This window comes from Streptosporangium sp. H13245 (genome assembly GCF_055690525.1).
Genome location: NZ_JBSZKT010000051.1, coordinates 12,617 through 28,360 on the forward strand (window position 1 = coordinate 12,617; position 15,744 = coordinate 28,360).

The following is a 15,744-nucleotide window of genomic DNA, read 5'->3' on the forward strand; positions in this document are numbered from 1 at the left end:
CCCTTGGTGAGCGCGCGCATGGTGTTTCCCGCAGGCGGGGCGTCACCGGGAACGTCGGGGAACGCGAAAAGCGCCGAGGGCGATGCCGTCGGCGCTGCGGACTCTTCAGTCGTTAGAGCAGCAGGTACGCGGCCACGGCGACGACGACCAGCACCGCGACCACCACCGCCGCGGTGATCGGCAGGGCGAGCGACCGCTTCTCGGGAGCGGCCTCCGGGTCCTTGCGCTGGGCGAACGCGCGGAACGCCTGGGTGTTGCCCGCGGGGTCAATCTGCTGAGGATCAGACATGGGGATGACTTTAGCGATACGGGATACCTCCCAACACTGATTTGTCCACTTTCACGGGAAGCGATGTCCCGGTACCGGGCCGAGGGCGGGTACCCGGCCGTGCGCCGGGGCGCCGGAAGGCCGCGCGGACGGGTGAACGGGCCGGTGCCGGGCGCCGGGGACGGGTGCTGGGGACCGGACCGCCGACCCGGGCGGATAGCGTGGTGTCATGCTCCGCATCCTGTTCTCCGCCCGCGTGGTGGTGCTCCACCTGCTCGCGGTCGGGGCCCTCGTCGTGTGCGGGCTGCTGGGCAGGTGGCAGCTGGGTGTCTTCGAGGACTCCGGCAGGCCCCAGTCGCTGCTCGACCCCGCCCCCGTGGCGGTCACCACCCTCACCGCGCCCGGAGAGCACATGACGGCCGACGCCGTCAGCCGCCGGGTGACCGCCGAGGGCACCTTCGACGCCTCGAAACAGCTCCTGGTGGCCGAGCGCGACGGGGGCCTGTGGCTGCTCGCCCCGCTCGACCTCGGCGACGGCACCTCCATCCCGGTCGTACGCGGCTGGGTGGCCACGGCGGGAGACCCCGCCGTCACGGCCCCGGCAGAGGGCAAAGTGACCCTCGGCGGGCGCCTGCAGGCCTCGGAGGCCACCGACAGCGTCCAGCGCCGGACCCGGCAGCTGCCGCCGGGGCAGGTGCTGACCGTGTCGTCGGCCGAACTGATCAACCTCTGGCGGGGGACGAGGCTGCGTGACGGGTTCGTGGTCGCCGCCACCCAGTCACCGGCCCCCGAGGTCGCGGCCAGGCCGGTGAGCGTCCCCCCGCCGACCGAGCCCGGCGGGCTCACCTGGCGGAACCTCGCCTACGCCGCCCAGTGGTGGATCTTCGGGCTCTTCGCGGTCTTCATGTGGTGGCACTTCGTCCGTGACGCCCTGCGCGGCCGTACGCGGGAGGGTGATCCCGATCCCGGGGGCGTCGCCGCTCCCGAGCCGGAGACCCCCGCCCTGCCGGCCCGTACCGCCCCGTGAACCGGGCCCGCCCGTCTCGCCGCAGACCAGGACCCGCCAGCCCGTACCGCCCCGTGAACCGAACCCCGACACCGAGGTAACCGACAGTGGAATCCGCTCTCAAGCCCTTTCGCATCCTGGCCTACATCGTCGGCGTGATGCTGCTCGTCCTGGTCACCTGCATCGTGCTCAGGTACGGCTTCGGCATCGAGCAGCCCTCGAAGATCGTCTCTCCGATCCACGGCTTCCTCTACATGCTCTATCTCGTGGCCGCGATGAACCTGGGCATGAAGGCGCGCTGGACGTGGCAGTACATCCTCGGGGTGATGCTCGCGGGTACCGTGCCGCTGCTCTCGTTCGTGTTCGAGCGCAAGGTCACCCACCGCGTCCAGTCGGAGCTCGCGGCCGCCACCGCCTGACCGGCCCGGCGCACGGCCCGGAGACGCGGGACCGCGAGGCCGGGCCGTGCGGGGCGCCGCCGCGTCAGCGGCCGAGACCCCGGCGGCGCGAGCGCTTGAGGCGCTCGCGCTGTGACGGGTCGAGCATCAGGTAGCCGACGACCGGGGCGGCGACGACGCCCAGGAGGATCAGCAGCGTCACGAAACCTGGCAGGAACAGCCACGACAGGAACACCACTGCTCCGGCGCCGATCGCGTACTTCTGGACGGGCGACATCCTCAACATCCTCCGAACGCGGGGCGGACGCCCCGTCTGTAGTTCATTGTGCGTCGCCGGTCCAACGTGTGGACCTACCGCCATGGTTCCAACCGAGATATATCGTGATTTGACTATCCGGCCAGCGCCTTGAGCGTCGCCACGCCGCCGGGGTCGGCGTCCGTGCCGACCGGGACCAGGGCCACCTCGTCCACGCCCGCGTCGGCGTACGCGCGCAGGCGCTCGCGGGCCGCGTCCACGTCACCGAGCAGGGCGACCGACTCCAGCAGGCCGTCGGGGACGGCGGCCAGCAGCTCGCGGGGGTGCGGGCGGGTCCTGGCGAACGCGACCACGTCCCCGAATCCGGCCTCGACGAACATCTCGCCGTATCCGGGCGCGGCGAGATAGCCCACGACGGCGCGTCGTATCCGGTCGACCGCCTCGCGCCCCGGGTCGATCGCGGCCGTCACCCAGGCCGCCACCCTCGGTGCCGCCTTTACCTCGGAGGAGGGGGCCGCTGCCGGGGCCGGGTCCTGGCTTTGGCTCCGCGACTGGGCTTGGCCCTGGTTCGGGTCCTGGCTTCGGCTCTGGTCCTGCTCCTGAGCCTGGGCCGCCGTGCGGAGATCGGCGGTCAGGCGGGCGGCGGAGCCGGGGGTGATCAGGTTGAGCACCATCCGGTCGGCCGTCGCGGCGGTCCGTACGGCGGAGGCGCCGAAGGCGGCCACGGTCAGCTCGGCGCGGGGCGCCGGAAGCCGGAGCCGATAGCCACGACTTTTAACGATTTCACCCGAAAAATCGGATTTTTCGCCATCGAGAAGCGGCCTGAGCGCCCGTACCGCCTCCCGCAGCACGGCCGCCGACCGCGCCCGTGACCTGCCGTGCCACTCCTCGACGACGAGCGGGCTCGACGTGCCGACCGCCACGTTCACCGGCCTCCCGACGAGGGCGGCCACCGACGCCACCCCCATCGCGATCGTCATGGGGTCCCGTACGGCCACCGCCAGCGGCCCGACGGTGAGCCCGATCCGGCCGGTGGACAGCCCGATCGCGGTGGCCAGCGCGAAGGCGTCGTAGGTGGCCATCTCGCCCACCCACAGCTCGTCGTAGCCCAGCGCGTCGGCCGCCCTCGCGGTCAGCAGGGCCTCCTCGGCGGGCCGGTCCTGCCAGAGTCCGAGGGAGACGCCCAGCCTCACGCGACCCGCTCCAGCAGCACGGCGGAACCGCTGCCCGCGGCCCCGCTCACCGCGGCGACGCCGTACCGGGCGCCGCGGCGTTCGAGCTCGTCCGCGCAGGCGGTGACGAGGATGGCCCCGGTGGCGCCGAAGGCGTGGCCCATGGCGATGGTGCCGCCGTTGACGTTGAAGCGGTCCTCGCTGACCTTCAGGTCCCGCTGGAACTTCAGGCACAGGGCGGCGAACGCCTCGGCGAACTCGTAGACCTCGACGTCGTCGGGGGTGAGACCGGCCCCGGCGATGACCCGTTCGACCGCGAGCTGGCCCGCGGTGAGCATGGTGACCGGGTCGACGGAGGCGGTCGCGGTGGCCACGATCCTGGCCCTGGGCCGCAGGCCCAGCTCCGCGCCGGTCGCCTCGGAACCCACCAGGAGCAGGCCCGCCGCGTCGCACAGGCTGGGGGAGGTACCCCTGGTGTGCAGGTGGCGCAGCTCGCCGACCTCGGGACGGTGCCTGCGGACGATGGCGTCCTGGTCGTCCTGACCGGCGAAGGCGGGTCCCATCGCGGCGAGCGCCTCCAGGGTCACGCCCGGCCGGACGTGCTCGTCGCGCCGCAGGTCGTTGACCGGCACCAGCGAGCGGTCGTAGCGCCCGGCGGCCCACGCCTCGGCGGCCAGGGTCTGGGTGCGCAGGCCGTACGCGTCGAGCTCCTCGCGTTCGAAGCCCTCGACGGTCGCGACGAGGTCCGCCGCGGTGCCCATGTGGATCGACCCGGCCCTGTCCACCGTCGCGGGGTCGGCCCACAGCGGCCCGCCGTCGGAGAACATCGGCACCCGGGAGACCGACTCGACCCCTCCGGCGACCACGGTGCCGCTCTGCCCGGACTCCACGAGCGCGAAGGCCGTACGGACCGCGTCGATGCCCGAGGTGCAGTAGCGGTTGACGGTCATGCCGGGCGTGTCGAAGCCCGCGGTGAGCGCCGAGGTCCTGGCCAGGTTGCCGCCCTGGTCGGCGTTCTGCGAGGCGCAGCCGACGATCATGTCGTCCGCCCGCTCGACGCCCGTCCGCTCGCGCAGGGCGTCCAGGAGCCTCTCCAGCATGGCCAGCGGCGTCACGTCCGCGAGCCCTCCGCCGGGCCTGGCCTTGCCGCGTGGGGTCCTGACCGTCTCGTAGATGTATGTCGTCATCTGCTCCGCTCCTGCCGGATGTCGTGCTCTTCCGTGGACTCCTTCGCGGGCCTCACGCGGCCGGGTCCCGCAGCTGGTCCGCGCGTACCCAGGTGGCGTGGAAGCCGAGCGGCACCCGCTGGGGCAGGATGACGCGGGCGACCGGCCCCGCGCCCAGGTTCGCCGCGTGCAGGATCTGGACCTCGGAGGTGCCCTCGCGCTCGTCGGTGACGAAGCTGACGAGGTAGCCGTCCTCCTCGCCGGTCGCGCCGTCGCGCGGCGCGAAGGGGGCCTCGCTGCCGTAGCGGTGCTCGCCGTAGTAGTACGTCTCCTTGGCGCCCGTCACGTTGTCGTAGCGGACCAGCCCGTCGAAGAGGTTGGTCGCGGCGTCCTTGACCGACACGTTGTAGGCGTAGCGCGAGCGCAGGCCCGTCAGCCGGGCGTCCACCGAGGGGAACTCGGTGTTGTGGTCCTCGTCCACGAAGCCCTCGGACGTGCGGCCGGTGCGCAGGTCGAAGCGGTAGCGGTACATCCGCGCGTCGAGCTTGAGGTAGGAGATCATGCGGGCCAGCGGGCTGCCGCTCCCCGCGGGCGCGGGACGGCTCACCCGGCAGACGTCCAGGACGATCTCCCCGTTCTCCTCCCAGGAGTTGACGACGTGGTAGATGTAGCAGGGTTTCGCGTCGAACCAGCGGATCTCGTGCGCCTGCCCGCGCCGCGGGATGACCCCGAAGCGCGAGGGCAGCTCCCGGTTGAACGTCAGCTTGTAGCGGCCCTGACGGGCGGCGTCCATGTCCTGGTAGAGCGGCAGGTCCATCAGGATCGCGTGGTTCTCGGTGATCGCCATGTCGTGCGGCAGCCGCGCCCCCGGCAGCTCCAGCTCCACGCAGTGCTCGACCTGACCGCCCGCGCCGACCACCCCGTAGCGCAGGTACGGCCTGCGGGGCCCGTAGTCGAACCAGAACAGCTCCCCGGTCCGCTCGTCGACCTTGGGGTGGGCCATGAAGTCGCCGGTCAGCGTGTCGAGGAAGGTCTCGGCGCCGAGCGTCTCCAGGCTGAGGGGGTCCATGCCGTACGGGGAGCCGCACAGGTACCACGTGGTGAGGACCTGGCCGCGGTGGAAGATCACGTCGGTGTTGGCGGAGTCCTTGAGGCCGAGCCCGCGGGTGTTGCCGAACGGGTTGCCCTTCGGGTTCTCCATCACGCCGGTCCACAGGGAGTGCCCGGCGGCCGACTCCGCCTCGAACGCCCTGGTCCTGACGTAGCGGTTGCGGTAACGGGCCCTGCCGTTCTCGAAGTGCATCGCGTGCACCATGCCGTCGCCGTCGAACCAGTGGTAGCGCCCCTTCATGGGGAAGCGCGCGTTGGGGCCGTTGCGCAGGTAGACGCCGTTGAGGTCCTTGGGGATCTCGCCGACGACCTTGAGGTTCTCGGCCGTTATCTCGTCCTGGACCGGCGCGTAGACGCCCAGCAGGTACGGATTCGGCTCGCCCGACTCGTCCATGACCATCACAGGTTCCGCCATACTCCGGACGCTATGATAAAAGAAGTCAGGTCGTCAATGGCCGTTCCCCGCCAGCGGTGCGACCGGAGGGGGGACCGTGCTGCCCGGACGGCGCCGGGTTGGTAGTTTGGCGGTTTCGCCGGGAACGGGATGACCACGCCCGCCGGAGGCGGGGACGACCACGCGACCATCTGGAGGACAGGCTGTGGACGGCACTGGGCGGGAGCCGTCGGAAGCCGGGCTCAGTGCGATCGGGCAGGCGCTGGCGATCCTGGGAGACCGGTGGGTGCTGCTGATCCTGCAGCGGGCCTTCCTGCTGCGGATCCGGACCTTCGCCGGATGGCACGACGCGCTGGGCATCTCCGAGTCGGTCCTCGCCGCCAGGCTGAGGGAACTGGTCGGCCACGGCGTCTTCGAGCTGTCGGCGTACCGCAACGGCCGCACCCGCTACGAGTACCGGCTGACAGGGCGCGGGCTCCAGCTGTGGGCCCTGCTGGTGGCCATCCAGGCGTGGGAGCGCGACTGGGTCGCCCCGGGACGGCTCCCGCCGCTGCTGCACGAGCAGTGCGGCCAGGACGCCAAGCCGTACCTCGGGTGCGGTTCCTGCCTGGAGCCGATGAGTGCCCGCGACACCCGGACCGAGCCCGGCCCGCTGGCCACGTTCTCCCGGATCGGCCCGCCTCGGCGGCACCGCCGCACGGTCCGCTCCGACGCCCCGCCCGACCTGATCGGCTACTGCCCGGCGTCGATGGAGATCCTCGGCGACCGGTGGAGCACCAGCGTCCTGGCCGGGGCGTTCCTCGGCATCCGCCGCTTCGTCGACTTCCAGTCCGGTCTCGGCATCGCGCCCTCGGTGCTCACCGACCGGCTGCGCCGCTTCGTCGAGCTGGGTGTCTTCGACGCCCGGCCCGACGGCTCGTACCGGCTCACCGACAAGGGGCTCGCCTTCTTCGAGGTCTTCGCCTTCCTGGTCGACTGGGCCCAGCGCGAGCTGCCCGCCCCCGAGGGCTCGGCCCTGTCGATCACCCACGCGCTCTGCGGCGCCACCTTCCAGCCGGTCCTGCTGTGCCGGGCGTGCGGTCGACCGCTCCAGCGGCGCGAGGTCCGTTTTGTCCTACCCGAGTGAGGGCTTCGTCCTGTCCGGGTGAAGGCTTCTTTCTGTCCGAGTGAGGGCTTTGCCTACCCGGGTGACGGCTTTGTTCTGCCCGGGTGACGGCGGCCCGGGGCTCACTTCCGGCCGCGGAGCGAGTCGACCGCCCAGTGGGCCGCCCGGAGCGCTCCGGCGCGGCCCCTGCCGTCGGTGTCCGGAACGGTGAACCGGTGGTACTGCAGCGCTGTCACGATGTTCCCCGTACGGAGGACGACCACCGAGTTGACGCTCGAATGGCCGTTGCTGAGCTGGTAGACGTAGGCCTCGTCGCCGAGACCCGGCACGTCCGCCGGAGCGCTCACGACCCGCGAGTCCTTCACGTCCCTTGAGCGCAGGCGCAGGTAGGTCGCGTGCGCGAGCGCCGCCTCCGGCTCGCGGACGATGGTGATCTCCAGCGTGTTCCTGAGGCTGCCGGGCGCGTTCCTGTCCGCCTCCAACCACGTGCAGGCCGTCTTCTTCTTCAACGGGGAGGACGCGAGGTAGAGGCGACCGGCCTGCTCCCCGGAAATCAGGGAACACGGGTCGGGAGCCTTCGCGAAGAAGGTGGGCAGCGGCGCCGGAGCCGCGCGCTGCGGCTGGGGCGCGGGACGGGACCAGAGCCAGAACGCCGTACCGCCACCGGCCAGCAGGGTCAGCGCGGCGGCCACGAGGAGCAGGCGGGTACGGCGCGGCCTGGCGGGGCGGGGGGCGAGCCCCCGCAGGATCGTGCGGGCCGTGGCGGCGTCCGGGCGATGGGCGGGGTCGGCCGCCAGCAGGCCCTCCAGCAGCGGGGCCAGCGGGCCTGAGCCCGTCGTACCGGAGCTCCCCGAGAGGGGGTGGGGCCCGCTGATGTCTCCGGGGGCCGGGGCGGTGCCGTCCGCCGGGTGCGGGCCGGTGCCCGGCGCCTGTCCCTCGACGGCGGTGAACAGGATGGCGCCCAGGTCGCGCAGCTCGTCGGTGGCGTCGAAGACGGCGAAGCCGGTGATCACGACCCTGTCGTCCGGGGTGAGAAGCACGCTCTCCGGACCGGCCAGAAGCCGAACGCCCCGCTCCTGGGCGGCGGTCTGCGCGTCCAGTACGCGCAGCCCGACCTCGGCCGTCCGCTCGGAGGTGAGCGGTCCTTCGGCACGGACGGTCTGCAGCACCGAGCGGCCCTCGACCGACTCCAGGATCAGCCACACCCGGTCGGGGAAGGAGACGACGTCGTGCAGGGCGATGACGTTCGGGTGCCTGAAGTCCGCCGCGGCACGGATCCGGCCGAGCAGCCCGTCGCGGTGCGGGCCGGGTGGCGGGAGCGGTATCCCGGTGATCGTGACGTCGCGCTGGAGCAACTCGTCGCGGGAACGCCAGGAGGTCCCGGCCCGGTCACGGCGCTCCAGCAGCCGGTAGCGACCGGCCAGCAGGTTCGGGTCGGTCATCCCGGTCCTTTGGATGCGGCAGTGCCGGAGCGTGCGGTTTGTCCGGGTGCGGTGGTGCCGAGGTGTGTGGATGGCTTGTGTACGGCGCTGGAGTGTGCGGTTTGTCCGGGGGCGATGGCGTTGAGGTGTGCTGGTCGCCCGGATGTGGCGGTGTTGGAGTGCGTGGGGTGTCCGGGGGCGGCGGTGCCGAGGTGTGTGGGGTGTCCGGGGGCGGCGCTGGTGTGTGCCGGTTGTCCGGGGGCGGTGGCGCCGGAGCGGACCGGTCGCCGGGGAGCGGCCGCGGGGGACACAGGAGACACCGGAGACACGGGGCGGGGGCGGTCAGTCACTGCTGTTCAGCTTCTCGGCGACCTGGCGGGCGGCGCGAAGGACCCGTTCGCGCAGCTCGGCGTCCGGGCGTTCGCCCTTCTGCGACACGTTGACCTCGACCAGCAGGTTGCTGATCCGGAACCGGACCGTGGAGTGGATCCGATCCAGCGCGATCACCTCGTAGGCGAAGCCCTCCGCGCCCACCCGGGCGTTCCTGACGGCACCGGTCGTGCCCAGGAGGCCCTCCCCCCGGTCGGCGGTGGTCCTGGTGCGTTCGGAGGCGAAGAACTCGTGGGCCACCTCCGGGGCGGCCTTCGCCCTCACGGGTGCCTTGCGGGTCAGCGAGACCCGCAACCAGCGCACGTCCGTCGGGCCGCCCCAGTCGCAGGAGGACCCCTCCTCCGGTGACGCGGTCGCCCCGGGCTCGGGGGTCGAACCGGGCACCACGGCCCGGCTCCGGGCGTCGGACAGCAGCGAGCAGGCGTCGGGTACGGCGGCGAACCGCCCGGCACCGGTACCGGCCGTGGGCGACGGGGTCGCGGGCGTCTCGGGGTCGCTCGCCGCCGTCATCAGCACCACCGCCCCGGTCACCGCCAGCGCCACCGCGGCCAGCGCGGCCCCGGCGACCAGGCCGGTACGGCGGCGCGAGGCCGCCTGCCTCCCGGGCACGGTCTCCTGCGAGGAGAGGGACGAGACGGGGGAGAGCGGTCCCGCGGGCAGTCCCTGGGAGATCTGCCGCAGGGCCGCGCGCAGCCCCGACTCTCCCGGGCGCTGCCGGGGATCCTTGGCCAGCGCCGTCATGAGCACCGGAGCCAGGTCCCCCGCCCGGCGGGGCGGGGGCGCCTCCTGGGTGAGGATCGCGCCGATGGTCGCGGCCGAGGTTTCGCGGCGGAAGGGACTCCGGCCCTCGACGGCCGTGTACAGGGTCGCGGCCAGCGACCACAGGTCGGTGGCCGGGCCGTCGTCGGTGCCGCGCAGTCGCTCGGGGGCCATGTACCCGGGGGAGCCGATCAGCGCGTCCGGCGAGGTGAGCTGGACGTCCCCCTCCAGGGTGGCGATGCCGAAGTCGGTCAGCAGCACCCCGCCGTCCCCGGCGAGCATGATGTTGGCCGGTTTCACGTCGCGGTGCACGATGCCCCGGCTGTGCGCGAGGGCCAGCGCGTCCAGCACGGCCAGGCCGATCACGGCCACCCGCCGTGGCGGGAGCGGCCCCTCCGCCTGGACCGCCTGTTCCAGCGAACGGCCCTTGACCAGGTCCATCACGATCCACGGGCGGCCGTCCTGCGCGACGACGTCGTGTACGGCCACGATGGACGGGTGTCCCAGCCGGGCGGCGGCGCGCGCCTCGCGCAGGGTGCGCTCCCGCGCCTCGACGCGCTGCGCCTCGGGCAGGTTCGGGTCGAGCCTGACCTCCTTGATCGCCACCTCGCGGTGGAGCAGTTCGTCGCGGGCACGCCACACGACGCCCATCCCGCCCGCGCCGAGCTTCTCGACGGCCCGGTAGCGGCCCGCCAGCACGGGCAGCGGGCCCGTCACCCGATCAGTCATCGGTCTTCAGGGACTCGGTGAGCCAGCGGGCCACCTTCAGCGCGCCTTCGGAGATCTTGCCGTCGGAGTCCTCCTTGACGCCGCCCCGCTCGTAGTCGACCTCGGCGATCAGGTTGCTGATCCGGAAGACCACGGTCGCCTTGTAGGAGCCGCCGTACAGGTTGATGGAGTTGTACGCGCCGGAGGTGAACGCCTCCTCGCCGACGCCCCGCAGGTCCTTGGGCGGGAGCGGCTTGGGAGTGGTGAACTGGCCCTTGTCGACGAGGTCCTTCTTCTTGCCCGCCAGATACTCCCTGGCCCTCACGACCTCGGACCCGTCCTGCTTCTGGGCGATCAACCGGACCCGCAGGTCGTACTTCTCGACGTTGGGCTTGCGCCAGTCGTGCTGGTTGAGCCAGTTGCAGACGGAGCGCTCGACCTCCGAGCTCTTGAAGCCCGGTACGACCTGGTTCACCTGATTGTCGTCGAGCAGGCTGCAGGCCCGGGGAGCCGTGGCGAAGCGGCCCTTGGCGCCGGAGGGTTCGGTGGTGGGGAGGTCGTCCGCGTTGGTGACGATCGAGGTGAGAAGGACGCCGATGGTGACCGCCATGCCGAAGAGCAGCACACCGGTCAGCGCCACGACGGGCCGGGGTACGAGCACCCCCGCTGTCCGCGCCGGAGGTTCGACGGAGGCGCCCTCCGGTGCCGGTACGGGGAGGGGGGCCGGTTCGCGCGAGGTGAGGGCGTCCTGCGGGCTCGGGCGGGGTGGCGTGGGGCCGGGGGGGAGGGGCTGTCCCTGCTGGGGTGATCCCTGGAACGGGCCCTGCTGGGGGGAGCCTTGGTGAGGGGCGCCCTGCGGCGGCGGGGGCGAGGGCGAGGCCTGCCAGGCGATCGGCGTACCCGGGGAGGAGGAGAGCGCGACCTGAGGGGGGACGGGAACGTCCTGAGGGGGGAGCCTCGACGTGATGTCGGACATCTGCTCGGTCAGGGTCTTCCTGAAGGGCGTGGTCGACTCCGCCGCGGCGCCCGGAGCGCTCCTGTCGTCCTCCAGCGTTCCAGGAGCTCCGGGAACACCGGTGGCGCCGGAGGGGCCAAGGGTTCCGGGAGCACCGGGGGCTCCGGGGGGGCCAAAGGCTCCGGGGGCGCCGGGACTCCCCGGCGGCACGGTCGCGTCGTGCCCCGACGGCCTGGCCGCTTCCAGCCCGGCGACAGGCCCGGTGACCGGTCCTGTGACCGGGCCGGTGGTCGGTCCTGTGACCGGGCCGGTGGCAGGTCCTGTGACCGGTCCGGTGGTGGGTCCGGTGCTCGGTCCGGTGACAGGGCCGGTCGTGGTGGCCACCCCCGGTGCTCCGGGGCCCGGGAGGGACGCCTGCCCGAAGGCCGCCGGAGCCCCGGCGGCGAAGGGAGGAAAGGAGCCGGAAGGGGGCCGGGGACCGGAGATTCCCGGATCGGAGGGGCCCGCGACCTGGGGGAACGAGGCTCCCGGGTCGAAAGTGCCCGCGGCCTGAGGGAACGAGGCTCCCGGGCCGGAGGGTCCCGCGGTTTGGGGGAACGAGGCTCCCGGGTCGAAAGTGCCCCCGGTCTGAGGGAACGAGGCTCCCGGATCGGAGGGGCCCGTGGTTTGAGGGAACGAGGCTCCCGCGACCTGGGGGAACGACCCTCCCGGGGTCGTGGGGAGCGTACCGGCGGGGGGTGACGCGAGCGGGGGTTCCGGACGGTACTGGGAGACGTCGATCAGGGCGACGCGCAGGGTGACCGGGTCGGGCCGCTGGGCGGGGTCGCCCGCGAGCAGGTGGAACAGCAGGGGCGCGATCGGGCCCGCGTTGTCCAGGGAACCGCCGGGCGACGGCGGACGGCCCTCGACGGCGGTGTAGAGGGTCGCGCCGAGCGACCACAGGTCGGCGGCCGGGCTGGTCACCCCCTCGGGGGAGGTGAAGAGCGAGGACGGCAGGGACGGCCCGGCGAGGACGATCTGGTCGTACGGGCCGAGGAGCACCGAGCTCGGCCGTACGTCGCCGTGGAGCATGCCCTGCCTGTGCATCGCCACGAGCTGGTCCAGCACGGCCACCCCGACCACCGCGGCCTGCTGCGGGGACATCGGCCCGAACCGGGCGACCACCTGTTCCAGCGAGCTCTGCTCAAGCATCGGCGGGCCCTCGGCTCCGGCGATCCCGGGTCCCGGCGCGAGGGGAGCGGCCTGCCCGCCCGCGTGCCTGCCCTGCGATCGAGGGACGTCTGGATGGTTCATCCGCTCGCTTTCTGCTTGTTCAACGCGTTCGCTATCCACGTCGCGGTGGTGTGGGCGCCCGCCTGGATCGCCGGGCCGTCCTTGCTGCCGTCCACCACGGTGTAACCGACGTCGAGGACGAGGTTGTCCACGCGTATGACCACGTAGCTCTGCTCCAGCCTGCCTGTCTTGCGATTCTCGTAGACGTCGTAGCCGAACGCCTCGTCCCCGACGGGTTTCACCGTCGTCGGCGCGGTGGAGCGGGAGGAGCGGATACCGGCCTGGATCTCCGGCCAGCTCCAGGCGTTCTCCCCGCTCGGTATGACGCTCTGGCGGCGGTTCACGAACAGCTCGTGGGCCTGTCTCGGGCTCTTGCCCCACTGGTCGTCGCCGGAGAGACGCACCTCAAGTCCCAGGCCGCTGGTCGCCCACTGGCAGCCGCCGTCGTTGGTGGGCTTGCCCTCGCCCGTCAGCGCGGGCAGCAACTGCCTCGCCGTGGAGCCGGGAACGAGCTTGCACACGTCCACCGGTGTGGCGAAGGCACCGGGACTCTCGCTGAGCCTGACCCGCTTCTCGGCGGCCGTGGGGTCCGGGGACAGCAGGAACGTCACCCCGAAGGTGACCGCGATGACCACCCCGATCCCGGCCGTCTCGACGGCTGCCCACAGCGCCGTGCGGCTCGGGCGCGGCTCGGGCGGCCGTACGGGAACGGGGGCGGGGGACGGCGGGGGGACGGCCGGCGCGGCCGGTGTCTCGGTGGCCGTACGACCGGCGGCCAGCTCTCCCAGCGAGCGGGCGACGGCCTCGAAGGACGGCCGGTTCTCGGGAACCGGGTCGAGCATGCGCGTCAGCAGCGCGCCCAGCTCGCCCGCGCGCTCCGGCGGCCTCGGCGGCTCGGTGAGCACCCGGCTGATCGCCGCGATGGGGCTCTCCGCGGGATGCGGCGGCATCCCCTCGACGGCGAAGTAGAGCGTGGCGCCGAGCGACCACAGGTCGGAGGCGGGACCGCCGCGCTCGCCGCGCAGCCGTTCGGGCGCGATGTAGTTGGGCGAGCCGACCAGGTGGCCGGTACGGCCCGAGGTGGCCTCGCCCTCGGCGACCGCGAAGCCGAAGTCGGTGAGGACCGCCTTGCCGGTCCTGGTGAGGAAGACGTTGCCCGGTTTGACGTCGTGGTGGACCACCCCGGCGGTGTGGGCGGCGCCGAGCGCGCTGAGGATGCCCACGCCTATCCTGGCCACCTGGTGCGCGGGCAGCGGGCTCCGGTCGCGGACGCTCTGCTCCAGGGAGGAGCCCGACAGCAGCTCCATGACGAGCCAGGGGCGTTCCCGGTCGATGACCACGTCGTGGACGGTCACGATCGAGGGGTGTTTGAGCCGGGCGGCGAGGTTGGCCTCGCGGAGCGCCGAGGCGACGATCTCCTGCCGCCTGGCGGGTTCGAGGTCAGGCGGGAGCCGTACCTCCTTCACCGCCACATCGCGGCCAAGCGTCTCGTCGGTGGCGAGCCAGACCGTGCCCGCCCCACCCTCGGCGAGAGGGTTGAGCAGGCGGTAACGGCCCGCCAGCACTTGAGTGTCGATCCAGCTCACCCCGTTCGCTTATCCCATCGCGGACAGCAACATAGTCACTTAGCGGCACATGAACCAATGAACAGTGATTCCGCCCCATCCATTGACCCCTAGCTTCTGTTTTCGTAGTGTCACGAGCACCCTCACGATGCCCCTGGAGCCGCGATGAAGCGCCTGCACACGCAAGAGCGGATCGACCGTCACACCGCCGGAGGCTGGTGGACCGGAGACACGATCGACCAGCTGTTACGTACTCAGGTGAGCGCCCGGCCCGGTGCTCTCGCGATCGCCGACCCGTCCAACAAGGCCGACCTGCTGCCCGGTGGGATCAAGCGGCTCACCTGGTCGGAGCTGGACGCCGAGGTCGACCGGGTGGCGGGGGTGCTGCGCGGCCGGGGTGTCGGTCCCGGGGACGTGGTCGCCGTGCAGCTGCCCAACAGCGTGGAGCTCGCGGTCACCTTCCTCGCCGTGGTCAGGCTGGGCGCGGTGGTCACCCCGTTCCCCGTGCAGTACCGCGAGTACGAGCTGAACCAGCTCTGCGCCCTCGCCGGGGTCGTCATCTTCGTCACCTCGACGACCGCCGCCGCCCGCGTGCCGGAGGACATCCCGGCCCTCACCTGGGGCGCCGACCTCGACACCGCGACCGCCTCTCCTTCCGACGCGGGGGGCGTCCCGTACGAGGCCCACCCCGCCGACCCCGTCACGATCTGCTGGACCTCGGGTACCGAGGCCACTCCCAAGGGCGTGCCGAGGTGCCACTACGACTGGCTCGCGGTCGCCTCCACCTGCGCCGAGGCTCCCGGCCTCACCGAGGACGACGTCATCCTCAACCCCTTCCCCATGGTCAACATGGCGGGGATCGGCGGGGTCTTCCTGCCCTGGCTGAAGACCGGCTCCGTGCTCGTCCAGCACCACCCGTTCGACCTGCCGACCTACCTCGGGCAGATCGCGGCCGAGGGCGTCACCTACACGCTGGCCCCGCCCGCGCTGCTGACGATGCTGCTCCAGCAGGAGGCGATCCTCGCCAGGACCGACCTCACCACGCTGACCCGGATCGGCTCGGGCTCGGCGCCGCTGCCACCGCCGATGGTGAAGGGCTGGCAGGACCGGTACGGCATCGCGATCATCAACTTCTTCGGTTCCAACGAGGGCGTCGCGCTCCTCTCCGACCCGGTGCGCATGCCCGACCCCGAGGACAGGGCCCGGTTCTTCCCCCGGCCGGACGCTCCGGGGACCACCTGGCCCGGTACCCTCGGCGCGACCAGGACCAAGCTGGTCGACCCCCTCGGCAACGAGATCGTCGAGGCCGGGATCCCCGGCGAGCTACACCTGTCGGGGCCGACCGTCTTCTCCGGCTACCTGCCGGGCACGGCCGCGGCCGACCCGTTCGACGGGGACGGCTACCTGAGGACCGGCGACGTGTTCGAGATCGCCGGTGACCAGGGGCAGTACCTGCGCTACGTCGACCGGGCCAAGGACCTGATCATCCGGGGCGGGATGAACATCGCCCCCGCCGAGCTGGAGGCGCTGGTCTCCGGGCACCCGGCGGTGGCCGAGGTGGCGGTGGTCGGCTACGCCGACGAGGTCCTCGGCGAACGGGTCTGCGTCGTCGTCGTCCCCAAGCCGGGCCAGAGCGTGGACCTCGCCTCGGTCGTGGACCATCTGCGGGGCCTGGGCATCGCCTCGTACAAGCTCCCCGAACGCCTGAGGCTCGTCGAGGCGCTGCCCCGCAACCCGCTGGGCAAGATCCTCAAGCGGGAGCTGAAGGAGTCGGCGGCGACGGGCGGCTGAGGCCCGAG

The 15,744-nt window shown here is 72.4% G+C and carries 13 protein-coding genes; 4 read left to right on the top strand and 9 right to left on the bottom strand.

Annotation, left to right across the window (positions count from 1 at the left end):
• Positions 1–112 precede the first annotated feature (112 nt).
• On the bottom strand, positions 113–289 hold the full coding sequence (locus ACW9TB_RS36905) for a hypothetical protein (RefSeq protein ID WP_329425724.1): 177 nt from the start codon (positions 287–289) through the stop codon (positions 113–115).
• A 208-nt stretch (positions 290–497) separates the two neighbouring features.
• Here ACW9TB_RS36905 and ACW9TB_RS36910 point away from each other — a divergent pair, with 208 nt between their 5' ends.
• Together ACW9TB_RS36910 and ACW9TB_RS36915 are read left to right on the top strand one after the other, a co-directional pair.
• Positions 498–1,295: an SURF1 family protein gene (locus ACW9TB_RS36910; RefSeq protein WP_472752761.1), complete on the top strand. Its 798-nt coding sequence runs from the start codon at positions 498–500 to the stop codon at positions 1,293–1,295.
• Positions 1,296–1,381: 86 nt separating this feature from the next.
• Positions 1,382–1,693, top strand: a complete 312-nt coding sequence (locus tag ACW9TB_RS36915; RefSeq protein ID WP_472752762.1) for a DUF3817 domain-containing protein — start codon at positions 1,382–1,384, stop codon at positions 1,691–1,693.
• Between the two features lie 64 nt (positions 1,694–1,757).
• Here the strand turns inward: ACW9TB_RS36915 and ACW9TB_RS36920 are convergent, their stop codons facing one another.
• From ACW9TB_RS36920 to ACW9TB_RS36935, 4 genes are all read right to left on the bottom strand, one after another.
• Entirely contained in the window at positions 1,758–1,949 is a 192-nt protein-coding gene (locus ACW9TB_RS36920; RefSeq protein WP_440067296.1) for a hypothetical protein, read from the bottom strand.
• A gap of 113 nt (positions 1,950–2,062) precedes the next feature.
• Complete coding sequence (locus ACW9TB_RS36925) at positions 2,063–3,121, bottom strand: LLM class F420-dependent oxidoreductase (protein ID WP_472752763.1); 1,059 nt, start codon at positions 3,119–3,121, stop codon at positions 2,063–2,065.
• Positions 3,118–4,287: an acetyl-CoA C-acyltransferase gene (locus ACW9TB_RS36930; RefSeq protein WP_472752764.1), complete on the bottom strand. Its 1,170-nt coding sequence runs from the start codon at positions 4,285–4,287 to the stop codon at positions 3,118–3,120. The genes ACW9TB_RS36925 and ACW9TB_RS36930 overlap by 4 nt, the downstream gene beginning before the upstream one ends.
• 52 nt (positions 4,288–4,339) lie before the next feature.
• The gene (locus tag ACW9TB_RS36935) at positions 4,340–5,791 is read right to left on the bottom strand and encodes a carotenoid oxygenase family protein (protein WP_472752765.1); all 1,452 of its coding nucleotides are present in this window, start codon (positions 5,789–5,791) and stop codon (positions 4,340–4,342) included.
• 184 nt (positions 5,792–5,975) lie between these two features.
• Here ACW9TB_RS36935 and ACW9TB_RS36940 point away from each other — a divergent pair, with 184 nt between their 5' ends.
• Positions 5,976–6,896: a winged helix-turn-helix transcriptional regulator gene (locus tag ACW9TB_RS36940; protein WP_472752766.1), complete on the top strand. Its 921-nt coding sequence runs from the start codon at positions 5,976–5,978 to the stop codon at positions 6,894–6,896.
• A gap of 101 nt (positions 6,897–6,997) precedes the next feature.
• Here ACW9TB_RS36940 and ACW9TB_RS36945 read toward each other — a convergent pair whose 3' ends face one another.
• From ACW9TB_RS36945 to ACW9TB_RS36960, 4 genes are all read right to left on the bottom strand, one after another.
• A complete protein-coding gene (locus ACW9TB_RS36945; protein WP_472752767.1) occupies positions 6,998–8,317 on the bottom strand; it encodes a protein kinase family protein in 1,320 nt (439 codons plus the stop codon).
• Between the two features lie 321 nt (positions 8,318–8,638).
• The gene (locus ACW9TB_RS36950) at positions 8,639–10,174 is read right to left on the bottom strand and encodes a serine/threonine-protein kinase (RefSeq protein ID WP_472752768.1); all 1,536 of its coding nucleotides are present in this window, start codon (positions 10,172–10,174) and stop codon (positions 8,639–8,641) included.
• A complete protein-coding gene (locus ACW9TB_RS36955) occupies positions 10,167–12,401 on the bottom strand; it encodes a serine/threonine-protein kinase (protein WP_472752769.1) in 2,235 nt (744 codons plus the stop codon). The genes ACW9TB_RS36950 and ACW9TB_RS36955 overlap by 8 nt, the downstream gene beginning before the upstream one ends.
• The gene (locus tag ACW9TB_RS36960) at positions 12,398–13,966 is read right to left on the bottom strand and encodes a serine/threonine-protein kinase (RefSeq protein ID WP_472752770.1); all 1,569 of its coding nucleotides are present in this window, start codon (positions 13,964–13,966) and stop codon (positions 12,398–12,400) included. The genes ACW9TB_RS36955 and ACW9TB_RS36960 overlap by 4 nt, the downstream gene beginning before the upstream one ends.
• A 144-nt stretch (positions 13,967–14,110) precedes the next feature.
• Between ACW9TB_RS36960 and ACW9TB_RS36965 the strand changes: the two genes are divergently transcribed.
• The gene (locus ACW9TB_RS36965; RefSeq protein WP_472752771.1) at positions 14,111–15,736 is read left to right on the top strand and encodes a class I adenylate-forming enzyme family protein; all 1,626 of its coding nucleotides are present in this window, start codon (positions 14,111–14,113) and stop codon (positions 15,734–15,736) included.
• Positions 15,737–15,744 lie beyond the last annotated feature (8 nt).